Below are 18,032 nucleotides of genomic sequence, written 5' to 3'. Positions count from 1 at the left end.
CACTGGTGGAGCGTTTCCGGATAGCGACGAGCACAGGAGTTCCTCGCAAGCCGAAAAGCGCGGAGACGCGGCAGCAGGAGGGATTAGCGAACAACGGAAGGATGAATTGGCGGGACCAAGCGCGGTCGCAGAGCATACTGGAGCCGACTGGGGTGGAAAGGAATGGGCAGAGCCTGCGTGCGAGACGCGGGTGATTGCGCCGGTCCCTCAAAGGCAGGTCATGGTGGCCGGCAGCCTATCCCACGTGATGCCTTGCCGGTCACCGCCTGGAGCAGCCGTGGTGCTCAGCGGGTACGGTTCCGGTGGCAACCGGTACTTGATCATCGTGGTCGGAGTCGATGTGAGTCATGGCTGTGTCTGCGGCGCGGATACCACCGCAGGTAGGAGGCCTACTCCTGGTGATGTCCAGCGCAACTCGGTAGAACAACGGCTCCTACCGTGATGGATCTCCCGAGGGAGAGTGTCCACCTCTTGACATTCTTCGCTGGGAACAACTCGATCGCGGCTGCTTCTTGTCCTATGTGTCGTCCTTTGCTACGGTGGGTGGCGTCGGAATGACGGCAGAAGCATTGCCGACCCAGTCGCTCATGGTGTGGAGGTCTGGGGTGAGTCGACAGCGTTCTTATAAGTCTGGGCCTGGTCTCGCGTGTGATAACTGGGATGACTGGCGAACCCAGCGCAGCCATTCGCGCCTCGTGACCGGCTCTCCTGCCCACTTCATCAAGTCCCTTCGCACCTGGGAATCAGTCGTCTGCCTGCACTATGGTCTCAGACACACAGCCACCCGGACCGTCCGCCTGCGCCGCACCGGCCGTACGGTTGAGGCGTGCTGCGCAGCCTGCGGGGTACTGGCCGCCGTCTCTGCCGACGGTGTCTGGCCGTGAGGCGCTGGTCGATTGTGCAGCGGCTCCTTGGTCGCTGGCGCGAGCCGCGCGCTGGTCTCATTGTGACCAGCTCGCTCGAGCTTGGTCCGGGGCTCTACTTCCTTCCTGATCCTGGTGACGGTGCTCTCCGTATCACTGCTGACGAAATCGTTCTGGATGGTCAGGGTGCGATCCTCGATGGAGGTGGACGTGGTGGCATCGGAATCGCTCTTCGCGGCCGTCGCCATGTTGTCCTGCGCAACCTGACGATTCGCGGCTACGCCTGGGCTCTTGAAGCGATCGATTGCGAGGAACTCCTCATCGAGAACTGCGATTTCTCCCAGAACGGTGCGAGCGAGGGGACATTCCTCGACATCAATCGGGTCGAGGCGACGGCAGGCGGGGGCATCCGATTCGTCCGGGTCGATACCAGCCGCGTTGCCCGCACCCACGCCCAGCAACAAGATGTCGGGGTCGATGCGATCTCCTGCCGAGGACTCGTCATCGCCGACTGTGACCTCTCATACAACACCGCCTGGGGAATCCGTCTCCATGGTTCCTCTGACTGCCGCCTCCAGCGCAACCGTGCGCATCACGTCAATCGCTGCGGTGGCACTGGCTGCGATGCCGCTGGCATCCTCCTCACCTGTGGTTCCCACCGCAATCTCGTTGCCGGTAACGATCTGCGCTGGTCGGGTGACGGCTTCTTCCTCGGGAACCAGTTCAGCCCACCATCCAATGACAACCTGATCGTCGGAAATGACGGTTCCTACTCACCCAATAATGCGTTTGAAGCCACCTTCTCCCGCGGGAACGTTTTCCGTCGTAATCGAGCGTGCTTTAGCAACTTCGGCTTCTGGCTCGGTTTTTCCACCGATACTGTCCTCGAGGGAAACCTCATAACTGACAATCATGTCGACGGTGTCCATTGGGAGCATGGCGCGCGAGGTTTCCTCCGGAACAACCTCATCGCCCGGAACGGTCGTTACGGCGTCGCTTTCACCCTCAATCCGGCCAACCGCGATTTCCCCGACCGGTGCGTCTCAACCAGTCACGAACTCCGCGATAACCATTTCATCAGCAACGGGCAGTGTGCTGTCTACCTGCTACACACTACGGGAACACGTCTCGAGGGGAATCGCTACTGCGCTGAGTGTGAACCGTGGCGCATCGATGGCGCTTCAGCAGAGAATGTGCTGCTCGATATGCCCTCTAGCGAACGGTAAGTCCTTGATCCGCTTTGAGGCGATCTCCCGTGAGGAGGTCCGCCAAATAAGCGAGTGCTGTTCCAGCTCGTCCCCGCACGACGACGTGCGCTTCGCGGTCGAGTGGTGTCGGCTCGTCGTTCACGATGGCGACGAATGCTCCGGACCGAGCAGCCCGGCGTGGCACGTGCGCTGCCGGTACGACTGCAAGCGATGTCCCAATGACGAGCATCACCGGTGTCGCTTCGGCCAGGGTAAGCGCTCGCTCGAGGAGCTCGCGTGGTACCGGCTCGCCAAAGGCAACGGTTGCCTCCTTGACGAGGCCGCCGCAGAGCGGGCAGTCGGGGACGGTTCCCGGCGGGCCCGGATCGAACGCCTCTGCTGGCCATCGTGCCTCACAGGAAAGACAGCGGATCAAATGCGCTGTTCCATGGAGCTCGATCACCCGCTCCGGTGGGCTTCCTGCCTTCTGGTGCAAGCCGTCAATATTCTGCGTCACAATCACGTCGAGATACCCGGCCACCTGCAAGCGAGCAAGTGCACGGTGCCCGTCATTCGGCTCGGCAGCGGCGAGCACTGGGTAGCGGGCGCGCCGACGCTCCCAGTAGCGGAGCCGCACAGCGGGATCAGTGAGAAAGTCACGAAAGTGCGTCGGATTCTGTCGTGACCACAACCCGTTTGGGCCCCGGTAGTCCGGGATTCCCGATTCGGTGGAGATCCCTGCCCCGGTAAAGGCCATGCCTGGCCCGCGCTGATAGAGTGCATCGGCAATCACCTCAACCAGACGCCGTTGTTCGGGCGTGAGGGGACGTTCCTCTCTCACGAGTGTCACCTCCATCGCGAATGCTACTCAATCGGTGCCGAGCCGCCCAGGTGGACCTGGACTCACCTTCCACTTGTCCGCGCGACTTCCTACCCCGTCCGGGCGCCTGGATGCATGCGGAGTGAAAAGGTGGCCGCGCCTTCCCAAGGCGTCTCCCGTGTTGTATCCAGCGGCTCTTCTCGCGATGGAATGGAGACCGGTTCCTGGCCGAGTCGGAGTAGGAAGACCAGATGGGAGCTGCTCGTCTACCGGGGTCTTCCCGCAGTGCTCGCCTGGTCTCCTCTTGCCTGCCGGACGATCGGTTCTCATGCGGGAGGGCAACAGGCATTTTCACCGGGACTACCTTCTCCTGGTCATGCTCCGTTCTCCTCTAAATAGAGGATCCCAGAATGCTCGTCGTAGGCGAAGAGTTCCGCATACCGCCCCCACTCGATTGCTGTTTCGAGTTGCCGTCGGGCTTCCGCTGGACTGAAGTGCTCCTCCAGGCGGCGTACGATCCAATCCTCTGCCTGACGGTGCCGTGGAGCGACGCGGAGTGTCCACACAATCTCCCGAATCCACTCGACCCGTTCCGCCACGATCTGCCGGAAGAGTTCCTTCCGCTGCAACAGGTCAGCTGTCGCGAAGGTGCGCCCGGTCTCGGTGAGGACGACATCGCCCTCCTCCACTCGGGTGAACTCGAGCAGCTGCGCTGCTTCGACGAGCGGGAGGAGTTCGTCGGCTTCGAGCTGCAGGTCGCGGGCGAGTTCGAACAGGTCTTCGCGTCCGCCGAGTGCGGTGAGCCGTTCCAGAAAACCGGTCAACTCTCCAACGTCGGCGTGGGGGAGCACCGGAGAGGTCGGGGCGGCTGGTCGCTGGAGGATGCGGGCTTGTGGGAGTAGTCGTTCGATCTCTTCCCGTGGGTTGGTCATGATGCGGTAGATCGTATCGACCAGCTCGGCATGCGTCTGTCCTTTTGACAGCCGCTCGGCAAGCGGCAATCCAGGGAGTTCTGCACGGATCCGCCCAGGATTGGCACTGAAGATCAGGAGGCGGTCGGCCAGCGTGACTGCTTCGTCGATATTGTGGGTGACCATGAGGATGGCCCGGGTTGGAATCTTGCGCGCTAACCACAAGTCGAGTAGGTCGCCCCGTAAGTTCTCGGCGGCCAAGACGTCCAGTGCAGAGAACGGCTCATCCAAGAACAGCATTTCCGGTTCACGAACCAGCGCCCGGGCGAAGCCGACCCGCTGCTTCATCCCGCCAGAGAGTTCGCGCGGATAGGCGTGCTCGAACCCGTCCAGTCCAACAAGGTCGAGGGCTGCCAGGGCTCGCTGGCGCCGCTCCTCCGACTTCAGTCCCCGCTTGTGTAACAGGCCGAGTTCGACGTTCTGCAGGACGGTCAACCAGGGGAAGAGTGCGAACGACTGGAAGACCATCGCCGCGAACGGGTTGACACCGCGAAGCGGTTCCCCGTGCACCCGCACTTCTCCGCTCGACGGAGAGAGGAGCCCCGCAAGGATCCGGAGGAGCGTCGATTTGCCCGAGCCCGAAGGACCAAGAAGCGCAACGAACTCCCCGTCCCGCAGCTCGAGCGTGATGCGGTCGAGCACCAAGACATGACTTCCATCGGCCCCGTAGTACTTGCTCACCTCTTCGGCAGCGAGCAGCGTCGGAATCCGTGCCGTTATCCGTCCTGCAGTGGCCGTTGCCGTCACCTTACCCTCCTACCGTGCCAATTGGAATCGCTCCATCGAAAGGCGGTACAGTCGTGCCCAGAATGTGCGGTTCAGGACTACGACGATCGCGGCCATCAGGACGGTAGCTGCCAAAAGCCGTTGGTAGTCTCCTGTAGCCGCGCTACTTGCGATCTCTGCCCCTAAGCCACCGGCAACGTAGATCTCCCCACGGAAGACCACATACTCAGCAACGATCGTTGCGTTCCATGCCCCGCCGGCAGCCGTGATGAGACCGGTGATCAGTGAGGGGAAGATTGCCGGAAGCAGTAGGTGCTGCCACCGCTGCCACCAGGTGAGCCGAAAGATCGTTGCTGCCTCGATGAAGTCATGGGGGATCGCTGCGGCTCCGGCGATCACGTTGAACAGGACGTACCACTGCGTCCCCAGTGCCAGCAACACCAGCGCTGCCATCTGCAGTCCGCCCGGGAGTCCCAGCAGCACCAGCACGATAGCGGGGAAGAGTGCGGTTGCAGGGATCGAGGCCAGCGTCTGAACGACGGGCTGGACACGGGCTGTGAGTGAGGGGTTCGTGCCAATCGCCACGCCCACCGGGACAGTCCAGAGTGCGGTGATGATCAAGGTCACCATGACGCGGGCGAACGAGATGCTCGCTGCTGTGGCGAGCTCCAGCCAGCTACTGGCCGGGAGCTCCAATGCGGCACGTGCCACTGTTCCTCCGACCAGGGCGAAGAGTCCCATCCCGGCGAGTAACGGTAGTGCCCGTCGCCCATGACGAGTAGTCTCCGAGCGCGACGGCAGCTCCTGCCTGGTCAGCTTGTACGTCGCTTCCTGTCTCAGAAGCCGATCGAACACGTGGTCGAGCCATCGCACAAGTGGGTGCATCCACTGGAGCCAGAGCCAGGAGACCAAGAGTGAGCGCTGGAACCAGCTCCCTGCCGCTCTTCCCGGACGGAGCTCCGAGGAGACCTCGTCTAAGGTGAACCGATGGCTCCAGGCCAGGAGCGGTTGCCAGAAGAGCCGATCGACAAGCACGATCACTGTCACAAGCGCGACCAGTCCGAGTCCGAGGGCGCGCAGGTCACCTTGGTCAGCTGCCGTTGCCAGGTAGGCGCCGAGCCCCGGTAGCCGGAAACTCCGCTCCCCTAGTGTGAACTGCTCAGAGGCCATCAGGAAGAACCATCCCCCCGCCCAACTCATGACCGAGTTCCAGAGCAGCGGCACGAGGGCGAATGGGAGTTCCAGCCGCGTCAGACGCTGCCAACGGGTGAAGTGCAGCATGGCCGCCGCCTCGCGGAGGTCCTTTGGCACGGTGATCACCGACTGATAGACGCTAAAAGCGAGGTTCCACGCCTGACTTGTGAAGATCAGCACGATCGCCGCGAGCTCTGCCCCGAGGTTCCGGTGCGGGAACAGGGCGACAAGGGCCAAGACCACGCCGGGCATGAAGGAGAGGATCGGGATACTCTGGAGAATGTCCAACACTGGCAGGAGGACATGCTCCAGCCGCGGGTCTGCTGCAGCCAGCCGCCCGTAGACGAGGCCGAAGCCGAGTGCAGCGGTGAAAGCCGCCGTCATCCGTGCGAGCGAGAAGAGCGCGTAGAGTGGCAGGTTCCAGGCAGAAAGGTCGAGCGTGGTCTCTGAGGTCATCGGGCCGATCCAGCGAGCCGCGACCTCGATCACCCCGAAGAGGACGAGTACGAGCACGAGGAAGGCGACAAGATCGGCCCACCACGACACGCGGATCCGTTGCAGTGACTGACGCTCGACGCGGAATGGCCACACACGGCCGACCACGCGGTACCCCCTTTCGTGCCCCAGCTGTCATCCGGTCCGGGGACGGCGTACCGCGTGGTGGAGGCAAGCCCTACCGGTTCACTGTCCCACCCGACCGGAGCACTGGGCGCTGTGGACTCGGGCCTTCTCGCATCGCCCTGTTCCCTCCAGCGTCTCCGGTAGCTGTTTGCTGGCACACCGACCATCACGGCTGCGCCAGGCAGCCACAAGAGTATACGCCTGATCGTGGAGCGCATGCGTCTACCGAAACGATGAAGAGCCGACAAGACAGCGGGCGGCACAGCTCGGCCTCTCTGCACCCCCCCGCCGCGAGGTGCATCTCGCCGGGGCGTGTCTCATGTCGCCGTTCGTGCGTGTGAGTGCAGCGTGAACGAGCGGGAGTCGGCCCGGCCGGCCGCGCAGCACGTTCCTCCACGTGAGAGGCGCCGACCGTCGAGGTCCGTGCCCCTGTCCGATTGTCAGCCTCTGCTCCGCCTCGGAGCCGTCCCTTGCGCTGGAGCTACAGTTCCATCACAATCGCCACGGGAGGAATGGTGGTGCCCGAATCAGCCTCGGTCGTCATCGTCGGCGGTGGGATCATCGGCTGTGCTCTGGCCGCGGAACTGGTGCGGCGGGGCTGGCGCGATGTCCGCGTCCTCGAACGCGTCACGATCGGTGGCCAAGCCAGCATTGCCTATGCCGGTCTCCTTAGTATTCCCGGCAGTGGCGCAACCAGTGATCCGCTGAGCGAGTTGGGGGCAGCAAGTCTTGCCCGCTTCCCAGCCGTCGTCGCTGACCTGCGTGAGCGTACCGGGATCGACGTGGAATTCCGTCATACTGGTGCCTTGCTGCTTGCGCTCACGCTTGACGAAGAGGAGGCACTTCGCGCCGCACTTCCCGTCTTACGTACCCGCGATGCTGCCTGCTGTTGGCTCGATCACCATGAACTTCGCCAGCTCGAGCCAGCAGTCTCCCCCCTGTTTCGTGGTGCGCTCCTTCTCCCCTTCGAACACCAGGTGCTCAGCCCGCGTCTCGTGGAAGCGTTCGCACGGGCCGCTGCGCTGGGAGGTGCTCGCATCGATGAAGGAGTCGAAGTCGTCGGCTTTGAGCGTTCTGGGGAGCGCCTCACTGCCGTGCACACCCGTACCGGCTGTCTCACTGCCGACCAGGTGGTTATCACCGCTGGCGCCTGGAGCGGCCAGCTCACGGCGCAGCTTGGCGTGCCGCTCCCTGTCAGGCCACTCCGTGGGCAACTGGTCCGTCTGCACGCCTGGGATGCGCGTGTGCGCCACACCCTCTACCGCGGCGATCTCTATCTGGCTGTGAAGGCCGACGGTACTGTTGCCGTCGGCTCAACCGAGGAACTTGCTGTCTACGACCGGCGCCCGACGCTCGAAGGTGTGCAGCAACTCACCACATTCGCGCAGGAGACGGTGCCGGCGCTCAACCGCGCTGTCTTCTTGGAGGCGCTCGCTGGGCTCCGCCCGTGGTCAGCCGATGGATTACCGATCCTGGGTCGGCTGCCCCACTACCAAAACGTCTGGATCGCAACAGGTCATGCGCGCAACGGCGTCCTCCTCAGTGTGGTCACTGCCGAGCTCATGGCTGACCTCTTGGAAGGGAAAGCGTCCGCGCTGCCGCTTGAGCCGTTCGATCCGTCTCGCTTTCTGTCCTGATCCCGTCCGGCAAATGACTGAATTTTGGGTATCTCGGCGGATGCGTCTGATCAACGGTGAGGCTCCGCCGTGTTTGACGAGAGGCCCACGATACACGGTTGGCCTCCGTTGGAGTCAGGAGATGCCATCATGGGGAGGCCGTCGATAGCGAATGGCCTCCGAGCTGGCGGTGTGGGCGTGTCAGTCCTGCCCCGTCTCGGCGGGGAGACGCCGCTCGCGCATGGCTGTCGTGCCGTCTGGCAGTGCTCGCCAGACCCAGGCTACCGTCAGTCCGAGTGCCAGTCCAATCACGAGGAACGGTGCGTGAAGACCCAGTGCCGCCGCCAACATCGTCCCGGCGAGCGGACCGATGAATGCTCCCAGTGACGAGGCGGTCGTGGTGAACCCGTAGACGGTACCCCGACGTTCCTCCGGTGTCAGGCGGGCGACGAGCGCATTGGCTGTTGGGAGCATCCCGCCGGAAGCAATCCCGAACAACGCTTGCAGGAGAACGACTTGCCACACGGCACTCGTCAGTGCGAGAGGGAGGAAGCTTGCGGCAGCGAGTGCACCGCTCACCAGGAGTAACGGCCGTTGTCCTACTTGGTCGCTTGCCCGGCCAAGCACAACCGAAGCCACAGCGCTCGTAAGGCCGCTGACCCCCATCGCAAGCCCTGCCAGCGAGTTGATGGCTTGTGTGTCCTGAGCCAACTGCTCGATCAAGAGCGGCACGATCGGCTGCAACGCCATACTCGCGGCTCGCAGCGCGAACAAACTGATGACAATACCGAGCAATGCTGGCGCAAGAAGCAACCGCCAGGCGTCACCCGCTGCCTCTTGGCGACTTGCCCGGACCGTCGGGGGCTCAAATCGCTCCTCGACCAAGAAGAAGACAAGGATTGCTGCAATGAAGAGCAAGCTCCCTGCAAGGAGGAACGTTGCCCGGTAGCCGATCTGATCAGCCAGCACCCCACCCAGCAACGGGCCGACCGCCGAGCCAGAAAAGACTGCCATCTGCATGAGTCCGAGCCCGAAGCCCAGTCGCTCGCGTGGCACTGTCGCGGCAGCCAGTGTCGTGGATGCGGTGACTGTCCCAGTGAAACCACCCTCGATCAAGCGGAGTGCGAAGAGTTGCCAGGGGCTCGTTGCTGCCGCCATGAGGCCGATTGTCAGCGAGCCGGCCAGCATCGCTCGGAGCACCATCAATTTCCGTCCGTAGCGATCGGCCAGTGCACCCCAGAGGGGCGCGGTGATGGCCATGACGGCCGCGCCCCCCGCGTTGATCGCTCCAGCCCAGAGGGCCTGCGCCTCAAGACTCCGTGCGCCGAGTTCGGCGACGAAGAACGGTAAGAACGGGGTTCGTAGGCTGAACCCGACAATCGTGAGTGTCTGCGCAAGCCAGAGTGCGGCGAGCGTCCGCTGCCAGCTCCGGGTGCGTCGGCTGGCCGCGGCAGCCGACGGTGCGGCCTTGCGTCTCGGCACTGTGCCCCGTGCTCCTCCGACACCAGTGTTCGCTCACCAGTGTCGTCCTCGGGTCCAGTCTACGCTGCCTCAGCCGTGCCCGCTACCATCCACCGGAGCCATCATCGTCGGGTCATTCGGGACCGGTCCACTTGGGAGCGCTCCGTACCGCCAGCGGTAGTAGTGCTGTCCGACATTACCGAGTTCCACCTGCCAGCCCGGCGGATTGTCCGGGGTATAGGTCAGACAGCGCCGTTCGAAGCATTGCACTAGCACGTCGCGCTCAATCCCTGCTACTTTGGCCCGCGTCCAATACGCCTCGGTGATCGGAAAGCCGGTCACCGCAAACGGTGGCCAGAACAGCGTGTCTGTCCGAAACAGACCGCCCGCATAGACCACCCCGCGCTGCTGGAGAAAGTCCCAGAAGACTGAGGCCACCCGATGTCCCGTCTCTGCCACCAGCGGCCCGGCCACCACACCGTACTGCGCCAGCTGGCCTTGTCGCTCAATCCGCCCAGTGCGGTCGATTGTCCAAACGATCGATTCTCCCTCCGCCAGCGGGGTAGCGTCGAGGACACGGCCGAGCGTGGCGTAGGTTGGTGCCGTCTGGTCATCGGGATCGCCAGCAACCGGTACCGCTGCCGGTTGCTGGGGAATGAACGTGGCATCGCCCACCTGTTGGAGGCCGGTGAGGAGCTCCTTTGCCAGAAGGCCCGAGGTCACGGCCCACGGATCGTCTGGTGGTCGGTCTGGATTGGTGAGTTCCAACCGCGCCTTGTCAAAGTAGGCCACAGCGCGCGTGCCGGCCCGTGTCTCCTGGTACGGCTCGCGGGTCACCACGAAGGCGCTCGGCCCCCACAGCCAGGAGCGCGTCGCTGCCCCCGCTGCGACCGGAAGATCAGCGCGCTGCCAGGTCTGCGCAAAGCGGCGCAGCACGGCACGCTCCACTGCCCTGTCCGCCGCCAGGACTCCGCTTCCGGCTCCCGGCTGACCTGGCGGATCAAGCGGGCGGGCTGTCTCTCGCAGTGCCTGTCGCACCCACTCGACACTGCTGTCCGGGGCCACCGAGCGGATGAGTGCAGCGGCCGCACTCACCATGGGCGCAGCGAACGAAGTTCCCGTGCGCGGCTCCCATCCTGGCTCCCGTCCATCCCAACTTGTCGTCAGGACGTCCTCTGCCGGAGCGATCAGGTCGACCCGCGTCAGCCGTGAGCTAAAGCTGGACAACCGTTTCCCGTCTGCCGTCGCGCCACCAACCGCGATCACTTCTGGGTAGCTAGCCGGGAAGGTCACCGCGTCCGGCGTATTTCCCGCCGCGGCGACGACAATGATTCCCTGGTCGTAGGCCTGCTCGATCGCCCGCTCGAGCGTCGCGCTCGGTGTATCAGCACCCAAGCTTAAGTTAATCACCTGGACGCCACGCTCGATTGCTCCATAAATTGCTTCTGCAATCGCCAGTGAGCTTGCCCCGACCTGATCACCCACCTTGAGTGGCAGGATCCGGACGCCCGGTGCTCCCCCGACGATCCCTGATCCGTTCACTGCCGCTGCGATGATCCCTGCGACGGCCGTTCCGTGTCCGACCTCGTCTTCCGGTACTGGGTCATGGTGGAGGTAGTCGTATCCAGGCACAAGCTTCTCCGCCAGATCAGGGTGTTCGACCGCAATACCCGAATCGATGACGGCTACCACCACGTCACTCCGCCCGATTGTCTCCTCCCAAGCAGTAAGGAATCCGGTGACCTGCAGCCAGGCTTGTTGCGGGATGAGCGGATCCCCCGGCATCCACTGGTAAGTCAGGTGGACGGCCGGCTCAAGGTACACCACACCTGGACGCGCGAGGACCTGGGTGACCCAGTCCGCTGCCTCTTGACGGCTCGTGAAGGAGAGGCGCCACCATTTGCCGTCCGGATCGATCCGCTTGAGAGAGCCAGGCACCTGCCCCAGGCACGTTGGGATGGCGCTTCTGGTCCGAGCGCGGCAGCTGGTTGGGTCCACCGCAACCGACCACTCCAGCGCGCTCATCGCGTGAGCGGGCTGCGCGTGTGTGATCGGAGCTGATGGCTGCGGCCCACCGAAAGTGAGGGCGAGGGTCCAAAGGAGGAGGCAGAGGAGAGTCTGTGCCGCGCGCCGTCGAGAGGTGCGTTGATCGTTCCGCAATCGTCTCACCGGCCTGGAACTCCATCCGGTTTCGGCGTGACCTGCCTTCTCCGGGGTGATCAGCATCGCCTGGTCGCGTTATTGCTCAATGCGTGCCGAAGAGCCGGTCGCCCGCATCGCCGAGCCCAGGGACGATGAAGCCGCGGTCGTCCAACCTGTCGTCGAGCGCGGCCAGGTAGATCCGTACATCCGGATCAGCATCGAGCAGGTGTTGGACGCCGTACGGTGCCCCGATGATCCCGAGGAATGAGATCGGCCCGCTGAAAGTCTGGCGCAGTAGCTCAACCGTCGCTACTGCTGAACCACCGGTCGCCAGCATCGGGTCGACAATGACAACGTGACGCAGCACATCAAATCGTCCGGGAAGCTTTTTGTAGTAAATCGTCGAGCGGAGCGTCGCCTCGTCACGCCGGGCGCCCACGAGGTAGATCGGTGCGGCGGGAATCAGCTGCCGTACCGGAGCCAGCATCCCGAGCCCGGCGCGGAGGATGGCTAGGACGGCCAGGCCGGCGCGAATCGCTCCACCATCGGCCTCCTCACCGGTTGGCGAAGGGACGCGGAATGTCTCCAGTGGTTCCCCGCGCAGCGCCTCGTAGAGGAGGAAGCGGGTGAGTTCATGCAGCACGCGCTCAAACTCGGCCGGGGGCGTGTGCTCGTCGCGCGCCACCGTGAGCAGTGCCGTCACGAGTGGATGGTCGAGGACACACAAGCGTGGATGCCCGACGACGTCCTCACGCCTCGGCTGTGGTACGCCCCGCATCGGCGTGGGATGAACGAGTTGTTCCGCCATGCGCTACCCCCTCATGCCCGCGGCACAGAGTGCTCCCGTGCCCGTTGCTCCCCATCCATCGCCAGCCGCCACCGGGCGGCTGTACCGCCTGACCCTGCTCACCTCGGCAGCAGCCTCTTGGGGCTCGAGTATACCGCTCCTGAGGCGGTCGCTGTATGACCGCAGCGGAAGTCGAACTCATTGACCTGCGGGACAAACAGGAATTCACTGCACATCGGTGTGCTGTACCGGAGCGCGCTTCATGTGGTGCCGAGCGTCTTGTTAGAGGAGCGTGGACTGCTTTTGGTCTCCAACGTCATGGCTGACGCGGGGCCATGCGTTGTGTGCTCGTGTTCCATTCAGATCGCATGGATTGTGAGACCTGTGGGCAGTGATCGATGGCCCCGAGCGGTTATCCGAGCGGACACCGCTCACTCTCCCTCGTGACCCTCTGGACACCACCCTGCGCTCTCGGCTACGATCCCTTACCGGGGTTCGGATACACTGCCAGTGAAGGATGTGCCGCATGGCTGTTCGGCCGGTTCCGGAGGAGCCGCCAGCGATCCACTTTGAACGTGTCCTCGACCCCACGGCGACGTGGGAGTTCCTGGAACGTGTCATGAGGCTGGTTCAGGAACTGCAGCAACGTCGTTTTGGTGGCGAGGATCCGGTTGTTGAGATTCCCAGCGCGACGAAACGCCGTGTCTCGCGCGCTACCGTGATTGAGGAAGCGATTGCTGCGGCACTCGCCGCAGAGCGTCTCGGTGCGCTTCTCGACTTGAACGGCACGCTCGTCTCCATAGCCGAAGACGTCGCTGCCGAGGAACTGGCCACTGCTTACCGTGCGCTTGCCACCTGGGATCTCCGCGGTGCTGAATCCGCGTTCGCTCGTGCCCTCCGTGTGACACGATTACCGGAGCACCAACAGCGCATTGCGCTCGGCTGGGCGTTGTACCGTCTGGTCAGTGACCTCCTCCGGCTCGTCCCCGGCGAGGCAAAGGAGAAGTCGCTGCCGGCTGAACATCTGGTCACGGAGCTTCTCCCAACACTCGATCAGCTTCCGCACGACGAGCGAACCTTCTACCACAGCGAGGTGAGCCGTCTTGCGGCTGCCTGGCGTGAGGCCGCGGCGGACGACCGGTGTTGGTGCGTCTGGGCACTCTTCCGAGCGCGTGTTGCGCTGCTCCGTGGTGAGGGGCATGAGACCACGTTGGCCTGGTTGCTGCGGCTTGCGCGCCGGGCGGGCCTTAGCACGAGCAGTGACGACCCGAATGGGCTCGCCACTCTGCTCCGGCGGGCAGAAGCGGTCTTCCAGCTCCTTGCTGCGCCGTCAGCTGATGAGTCTGCACAGCGCGAGCTCCACGAGCGCGCAGCTGAGGCATCGCCGCGTGACCTTTTCCGGGCCCTCGTTGCCGTCCTCACCGCACAGTGGGGCGAAGATGCGCTCGCGGCGACGCAACGCTTCGCGCTCGCGCTCTGGGTCCCTGAAGCGTCGTCAACCGCTTGAGGAGGCGGCTGATGGTCGAGACGACGACTTCTACCGTCTCCGTTCGAGTGTCCCGCGCCTGGCAGCAGCTCCGCACGTCCCTCGGCCAGCCGCAATGGCTCGATGTCCCGATTCTCGTCGAGCCGATCGGTGAGCCTCAGCCTCGCAAGATCGTCCTGCGGGCGAAGACCGAAGACGGCAAAGACCTCGGTCCTTGTGCCGTCTATGCCGACGAATGGTACCCAGGGTGCACGACTCCCAATCCCTTCTCGCACTATTTCCCGGTGCTTCGTTCCGTGCTCGATGCCCGTTTGCGCCGGAAAGAGCACGAGCCGCTCCGCCTCCAGGTCCTGAAGGCTGTCTGTGCCCGAACCTCCAGCGGGCGCGAGCAGGTGGTCCTGCTCAAGTTCATCGTTGCTCCTGAGTACACCGTGACGGGACGCTTCGTGGAAGATCTCTACAACTGCCCGTTGAAAGTCCTCTTCGAGCGCTTCTTGGGACTGGCACGCGACTCGCGTGAGCAGCCGCCACGCCTCGGCGAGGTGCGTGGCCGCGCTGTGCACACCGGATACCGCCGCGCACTGGTGGAATTTGCAACAACGCAAGATCTCGACCAGGCTGCTCAGGCCTACCGGGCTGGTGTGTGGAGCGAGTGGACACGAACCCTTCAAGCGCTCCTCGCGACCAACGTGAGCCGCGAGGGTGGTGCACCAAAGGACCTTCTCGGGTCATTCACCGCTGCTGACTCCATTCTCACACAGATTGCTCACGGGGGTGTTGGGAGTGGAACGGTCGAACTGTATCTGGAACGCCTCTTCTACTCCGCAACCCGTGGTCTCTCTGGGCGGGCCGACCGGGTTGAAGTGCCGCGTGATGCCAGTGCTGGTCCGCTCTGTATCGCCGAAGTCAAAACACAGTCGGCCATCAGGGAGCAGGATCCGGTCACCGGCGAGAGCTTCCCTGGTGGCCTCCAGGCGCTTGCCTACCGCGAACTTCTCCAAAGCCTCGGTTTTCCCGATGTTGATGCCGTCGTGGAATTGGTGGACGGGCAGCGTATTGTGACCAAGCCGCTCCGCGAGCACCCGATCGTCCGTCGGCTCCGCCTCGACCTCTCCAAGCCGGACGAACGCGTCATTGACCTCGTCGTCCAGGCGCGCAACGTCTACTATTGCGTGACCAGCGGGCTCTTCACGGGGTACGACCGCTACCGCCTTGACAATGCGACGCGCAACTGGCGTCTCCCAGATGTCTCCGGGCAGTTCGACCTGCTCAACGACCGTCCACCGTGCCGCTCCTGTGTGGCCCGGCAGCGCCAGGTCTGCCCAAGCAGCCGGGACCGTGAGGGGCGCACGCTTGAGGGGCTCTTCCGCTACGCTCCACCTCCCCTCTTCTCCTACTGGGTCTGGTTCCACCGTCAGCTCAAGGCAGAAGAGCGTGCCGAGCGGGAACTCCTCTTCCACCTCGTCCACACGCCACCCGCCGTCCTGGAACGGGAAGGTGTGACGCTGGCTGACCTTCGTCTCCAACGCCAGGATGGGCGCTTTGCCACCTTTGTCCGCCCCGAGCGCCGACTCGACACGCGCATTCGCGAGGATGATCTTGTCCTCGTGACTCCACAGTGGTCGGATAGTCTCCTGGGGCGTGTCCCACGTCCCGGTGAGCTTTTCTCCGTTCAGGGCCGTGTCGTCGATCTCCAGGAGTATGACCTGGTCGTCGAATTGGACGACCGTGTGCCGCTTGCTCCGCCCGGCCAGGAACCAACCTATCGCATCGATCAGCTCACCGGTTTCGATATGCGTGCCTGGCAGCTTGAAGGGCTGGCCGACTTCCTTGTTTCGGCGATGGCAGCCACCCCAGTGCGTGGGCGCATGTTGCGCTGGTCAGAGCTCCCCCCGCTGGCCCAGACGATCCTTGGCCTACGCCAGCCAGCATCCATCCGGACTGACACACCACTCCCCGTGTGGGCGACCTCGGGGCTCAATGCGTCACAGCGTGATGCCCTGGCGGCCGTCGCAGGGCTCGCTCCCGGTGATCTACTCCTTATCCAAGGTCCTCCTGGCACTGGGAAGACGTCGCTGATCGCTGCGATGGTTCGTTTCTTCGTCGCACGAGCCCTCTTCGATCCGGCGCGGTCACCTGAACGTCGACCGGTGCTAGTGCTCACCAATACCCACCGTGCGGCCAATGAAGTGGTGCTCAAGATTGCCCAGAATGCGTCTGAGGTTCTTCCCTTCCTTGTCCGTGTCGGCAACGAACGTGAGGACATGGAAGACGCCGTCGCAGCGCAGACCCTCCCGAGGCGAGCCGGACTCCCGTCAGAGCGTCGTCATCAGCCGCCGGACTCAGACGACGAGGCTATCGCGGTGCTTTTGGCCATGAGTCAACGTGCCCAGATCATCCGTGAGCACGCGGCCGTCTTTGTCGCCACCCTTGGCTCGGCTGATGCTCCCGAACTCCGTGGCCTGACCTTTGAGACGGTCATCGTTGATGAGGCGGGACAGGCCACCGAACCTGCCTTTCTTCAGGCGCTCCGGCGTCTGCCTTTTGGGTATCGCGGCCGCCTCGTCCTCGTCGGCGATGAGAACCAGCTGCCGCCGGTCGTCACGGCGGTGACAGCGCCAGAGCCGTGGCCAGATCTCGAGCGGCTTGGCATCCGGCCGGGAGACAGTCTACGCACCTCGGCCTTCGAGCGCTTGCATCGGCGCTATCCGTCGGTCTGTGTTCCTCTCACCGAGCAGTACCGGATGAACGGGCCCATCTGTGCGCTGGTCAGCCACGTCTTCTATGAAGACGCCCTCCGCCCAGCTGACGAACGCGTCGCTGAGCATCGTCTCGCCCACTGGCTCGCTGAGCTCGGGACTGACCCTCCTGCTGGGTTGCTCGGTCAGAGTCCGCCCGTCCTCTACCTCGATACCAGTGACGACCCGCTCGCTCGCGACTCGGGTGCCCTTTTCCAGGCCGACGACGAGGGGCGTGCCAACGAGCGGGAAGCCGAGCTAGTTGCCCAGCTACTCGCCGAGTTCCTCCGTGGGCTTCCAGAACCCCTCCACCAGAAGGTGGTTGAGCAGATCGGCGTTATCTCGCCCTACCGACGCCAAAACACGCTTCTCCGTCAGCGCCTTACCCGGGCGCATCGGGCCCTTAGTGCCCTCCGTGTGGAGACGGTTGACCGCTTCCAGGGAGGCGAGCGGGAGGTGATTGTTGTGAGCCTGGTCAACAGTAATCACGAGGGGGTGATCGGCTCGCTGCATGCCGAGTGGCGACGCCTCAATGTTGCATTAAGCCGGGCGTGTTCGCTCCTTGTCCTGATTGGCGATCGGCGTACCTTTACTGCGCCAGAGCGCAGTGTCGAAGAGGCGGAAGCCCGCGAGCGGTTCCGCCGCGTCTTTGCGCGGATCGACGAGCTTGCGCGCCGCGGCGAGGCACGCGTAATTCCCACTCGTGAACTCTTCGTTCCAGGAGCAGGTCCGTGACACTCGGTACTCACTGTCTTACTCCTGCAGCACTCGCAGAGCGACTTGCTGCGTTCGGTGAAAACGCTGTCATCTGTCTCCACCAGGCCGAACTGGAGTATCCCGGCGCCCTCGCGCCTGGTGTCCTCCTCCTACTCGGTCGGCTTCAACTTCTGCGCCCTCTCACGCAGCGAATCCCGCGCTGTCGCGAGCACAGCTGTCCCCTAACTGATCGTTGTCTCTATGCCGGTGACTTTGAAGGGAGTGGTGGGGCGTCGAGTGTTCGCCGCAAGAGCTGGCGCAAGTTCCGCCTCACGGCTGAGAGCTACGCTTTCATCCATCGTCCAGAACTTCTTGTCGAACGACTCCCAGAGCATCTTGCTGCCCGCTGGTTGGCGCAGCGGTTCAGCGAGCACGATATGTGGTCGAGCTTCCAACTCGCAGAGAGATGGCTTGACGATGCACTGACAGCCGTCGATCAGGGGGCGGTGGCAGCAGAGGAAGCAGACTCCTCTGCTGCGCGACCTGACTTCGAGGGCTCGCGGCGCGAACTCGCTGCTTGTTTGGCAATACTTGTTGGTCTTGGTTGGCTAGAGTGGGAGCAGGACAGGCAGGCTTTCCGACTAATGCGACCATGGTGGTTGACGCCTTCTGCTGAGGTGGATGCCCAATCGCGGTAGCCTCCGACTGCGATTTGGAACCAACT

12 protein-coding genes are annotated in these 18,032 nt (G+C 63.7%); 6 read left to right on the top strand and 6 right to left on the bottom strand.

Annotated features, from left to right (window positions below; all coding sequences use genetic code 11):
* Together NET03_RS12900 and NET03_RS12895 are read left to right on the top strand one after the other, a co-directional pair.
* Positions 1-442, top strand: a 442-nt coding sequence (locus NET03_RS12900; RefSeq protein WP_252129305.1) for a hypothetical protein, incomplete at its 5' end; no start/stop codon positions are given.
* Between the two features lie 438 nt (positions 443-880).
* Entirely contained in the window at positions 881-2,089 is a 1,209-nt protein-coding gene (locus NET03_RS12895; RefSeq protein WP_252129304.1) for a right-handed parallel beta-helix repeat-containing protein, read from the top strand.
* Here the strand turns inward: NET03_RS12895 and NET03_RS12890 are convergent.
* From NET03_RS12890 to NET03_RS12880, 3 genes are all read right to left on the bottom strand, one after another.
* Positions 2,076-2,891 carry an SIR2 family NAD-dependent protein deacylase gene (locus NET03_RS12890; RefSeq protein WP_252129303.1) on the bottom strand — a complete coding sequence of 272 codons (816 nt, stop codon included), beginning with the start codon at positions 2,889-2,891 and terminating at the stop codon, positions 2,076-2,078. The two genes, NET03_RS12895 and NET03_RS12890, sit on opposite strands and share 14 nt — an antisense overlap.
* 353 nt (positions 2,892-3,244) lie before the next feature.
* Positions 3,245-4,588 (bottom strand): ABC transporter ATP-binding protein, encoded by a 1,344-nt coding sequence (locus NET03_RS12885; protein ID WP_252129302.1) that lies wholly within the window; start codon positions 4,586-4,588, stop codon positions 3,245-3,247.
* Between the two features lie 9 nt (positions 4,589-4,597).
* On the bottom strand, positions 4,598-6,364 hold the full coding sequence (locus NET03_RS12880; protein ID WP_252129301.1) for an ABC transporter permease: 1,767 nt from the start codon (positions 6,362-6,364) through the stop codon (positions 4,598-4,600).
* Between the two features lie 536 nt (positions 6,365-6,900).
* Between NET03_RS12880 and thiO the strand changes: the two genes are divergently transcribed.
* Positions 6,901-8,019, top strand: coding sequence for a glycine oxidase ThiO (thiO, locus tag NET03_RS12875; RefSeq protein WP_252129300.1), 1,119 nt, complete (start codon positions 6,901-6,903; stop codon positions 8,017-8,019).
* A gap of 180 nt (positions 8,020-8,199) precedes the next feature.
* On the opposite strand, the gene NET03_RS12870 is transcribed toward thiO, so the two are convergent.
* The 3 genes from NET03_RS12870 to upp form a co-directional block, all read right to left on the bottom strand.
* The gene (locus NET03_RS12870; RefSeq protein ID WP_252129299.1) at positions 8,200-9,480 is read right to left on the bottom strand and encodes an MFS transporter; all 1,281 of its coding nucleotides are present in this window, start codon (positions 9,478-9,480) and stop codon (positions 8,200-8,202) included.
* A 69-nt stretch (positions 9,481-9,549) separates the two neighbouring features.
* A complete protein-coding gene (locus tag NET03_RS12865) occupies positions 9,550-11,397 on the bottom strand; it encodes a S8 family peptidase (RefSeq protein WP_252129298.1) in 1,848 nt (615 codons plus the stop codon).
* 307 nt (positions 11,398-11,704) lie between these two features.
* Positions 11,705-12,409: a uracil phosphoribosyltransferase gene (gene upp, locus NET03_RS12860; protein WP_252129297.1), complete on the bottom strand. Its 705-nt coding sequence runs from the start codon at positions 12,407-12,409 to the stop codon at positions 11,705-11,707.
* 505 nt (positions 12,410-12,914) lie between these two features.
* Here upp and NET03_RS12855 point away from each other — a divergent pair.
* From NET03_RS12855 to NET03_RS12845, 3 genes are read left to right on the top strand one after another with little or no spacing between them, the layout of a single operon-like run.
* A complete protein-coding gene (locus tag NET03_RS12855) occupies positions 12,915-13,895 on the top strand; it encodes a hypothetical protein (RefSeq protein ID WP_252129296.1) in 981 nt (326 codons plus the stop codon).
* 11 nt (positions 13,896-13,906) lie between these two features.
* Positions 13,907-17,347: an ATP-dependent helicase gene (locus tag NET03_RS12850; protein ID WP_252129295.1), complete on the top strand. Its 3,441-nt coding sequence runs from the start codon at positions 13,907-13,909 to the stop codon at positions 17,345-17,347.
* Complete coding sequence (locus NET03_RS12845; RefSeq protein ID WP_252129294.1) at positions 17,344-18,006, top strand: hypothetical protein; 663 nt, start codon at positions 17,344-17,346, stop codon at positions 18,004-18,006. Before NET03_RS12850 ends, NET03_RS12845 begins: the two co-directional genes overlap by 4 nt.
* The last annotated feature ends 26 nt before the right edge of the window (positions 18,007-18,032 follow it).

The sequence above is a fragment of the Thermomicrobium sp. CFH 73360 genome, from assembly GCF_023806465.1.
Taxonomy (GTDB): Bacteria; Chloroflexota; Chloroflexia; order Thermomicrobiales; family Thermomicrobiaceae; genus Thermomicrobium.
Note: the sequence above shows the minus strand (reverse complement) of the source record. Positions and strands in the feature narration are given on the sequence as shown.

Coding starts and splice junctions, on each gene's coding strand:
- upp (WP_252129297.1), bottom strand. CDS start 12,409: ATGGCGGAACAACTCGTTCATCCCACGCCGATGCGGGGCGTACCACAG.
- NET03_RS12855 (WP_252129296.1), top strand. CDS start 12,915: ATGGCTGTTCGGCCGGTTCCGGAGGAGCCGCCAGCGATCCACTTTGAA.
- NET03_RS12850 (WP_252129295.1), top strand. CDS start 13,907: ATGGTCGAGACGACGACTTCTACCGTCTCCGTTCGAGTGTCCCGCGCC.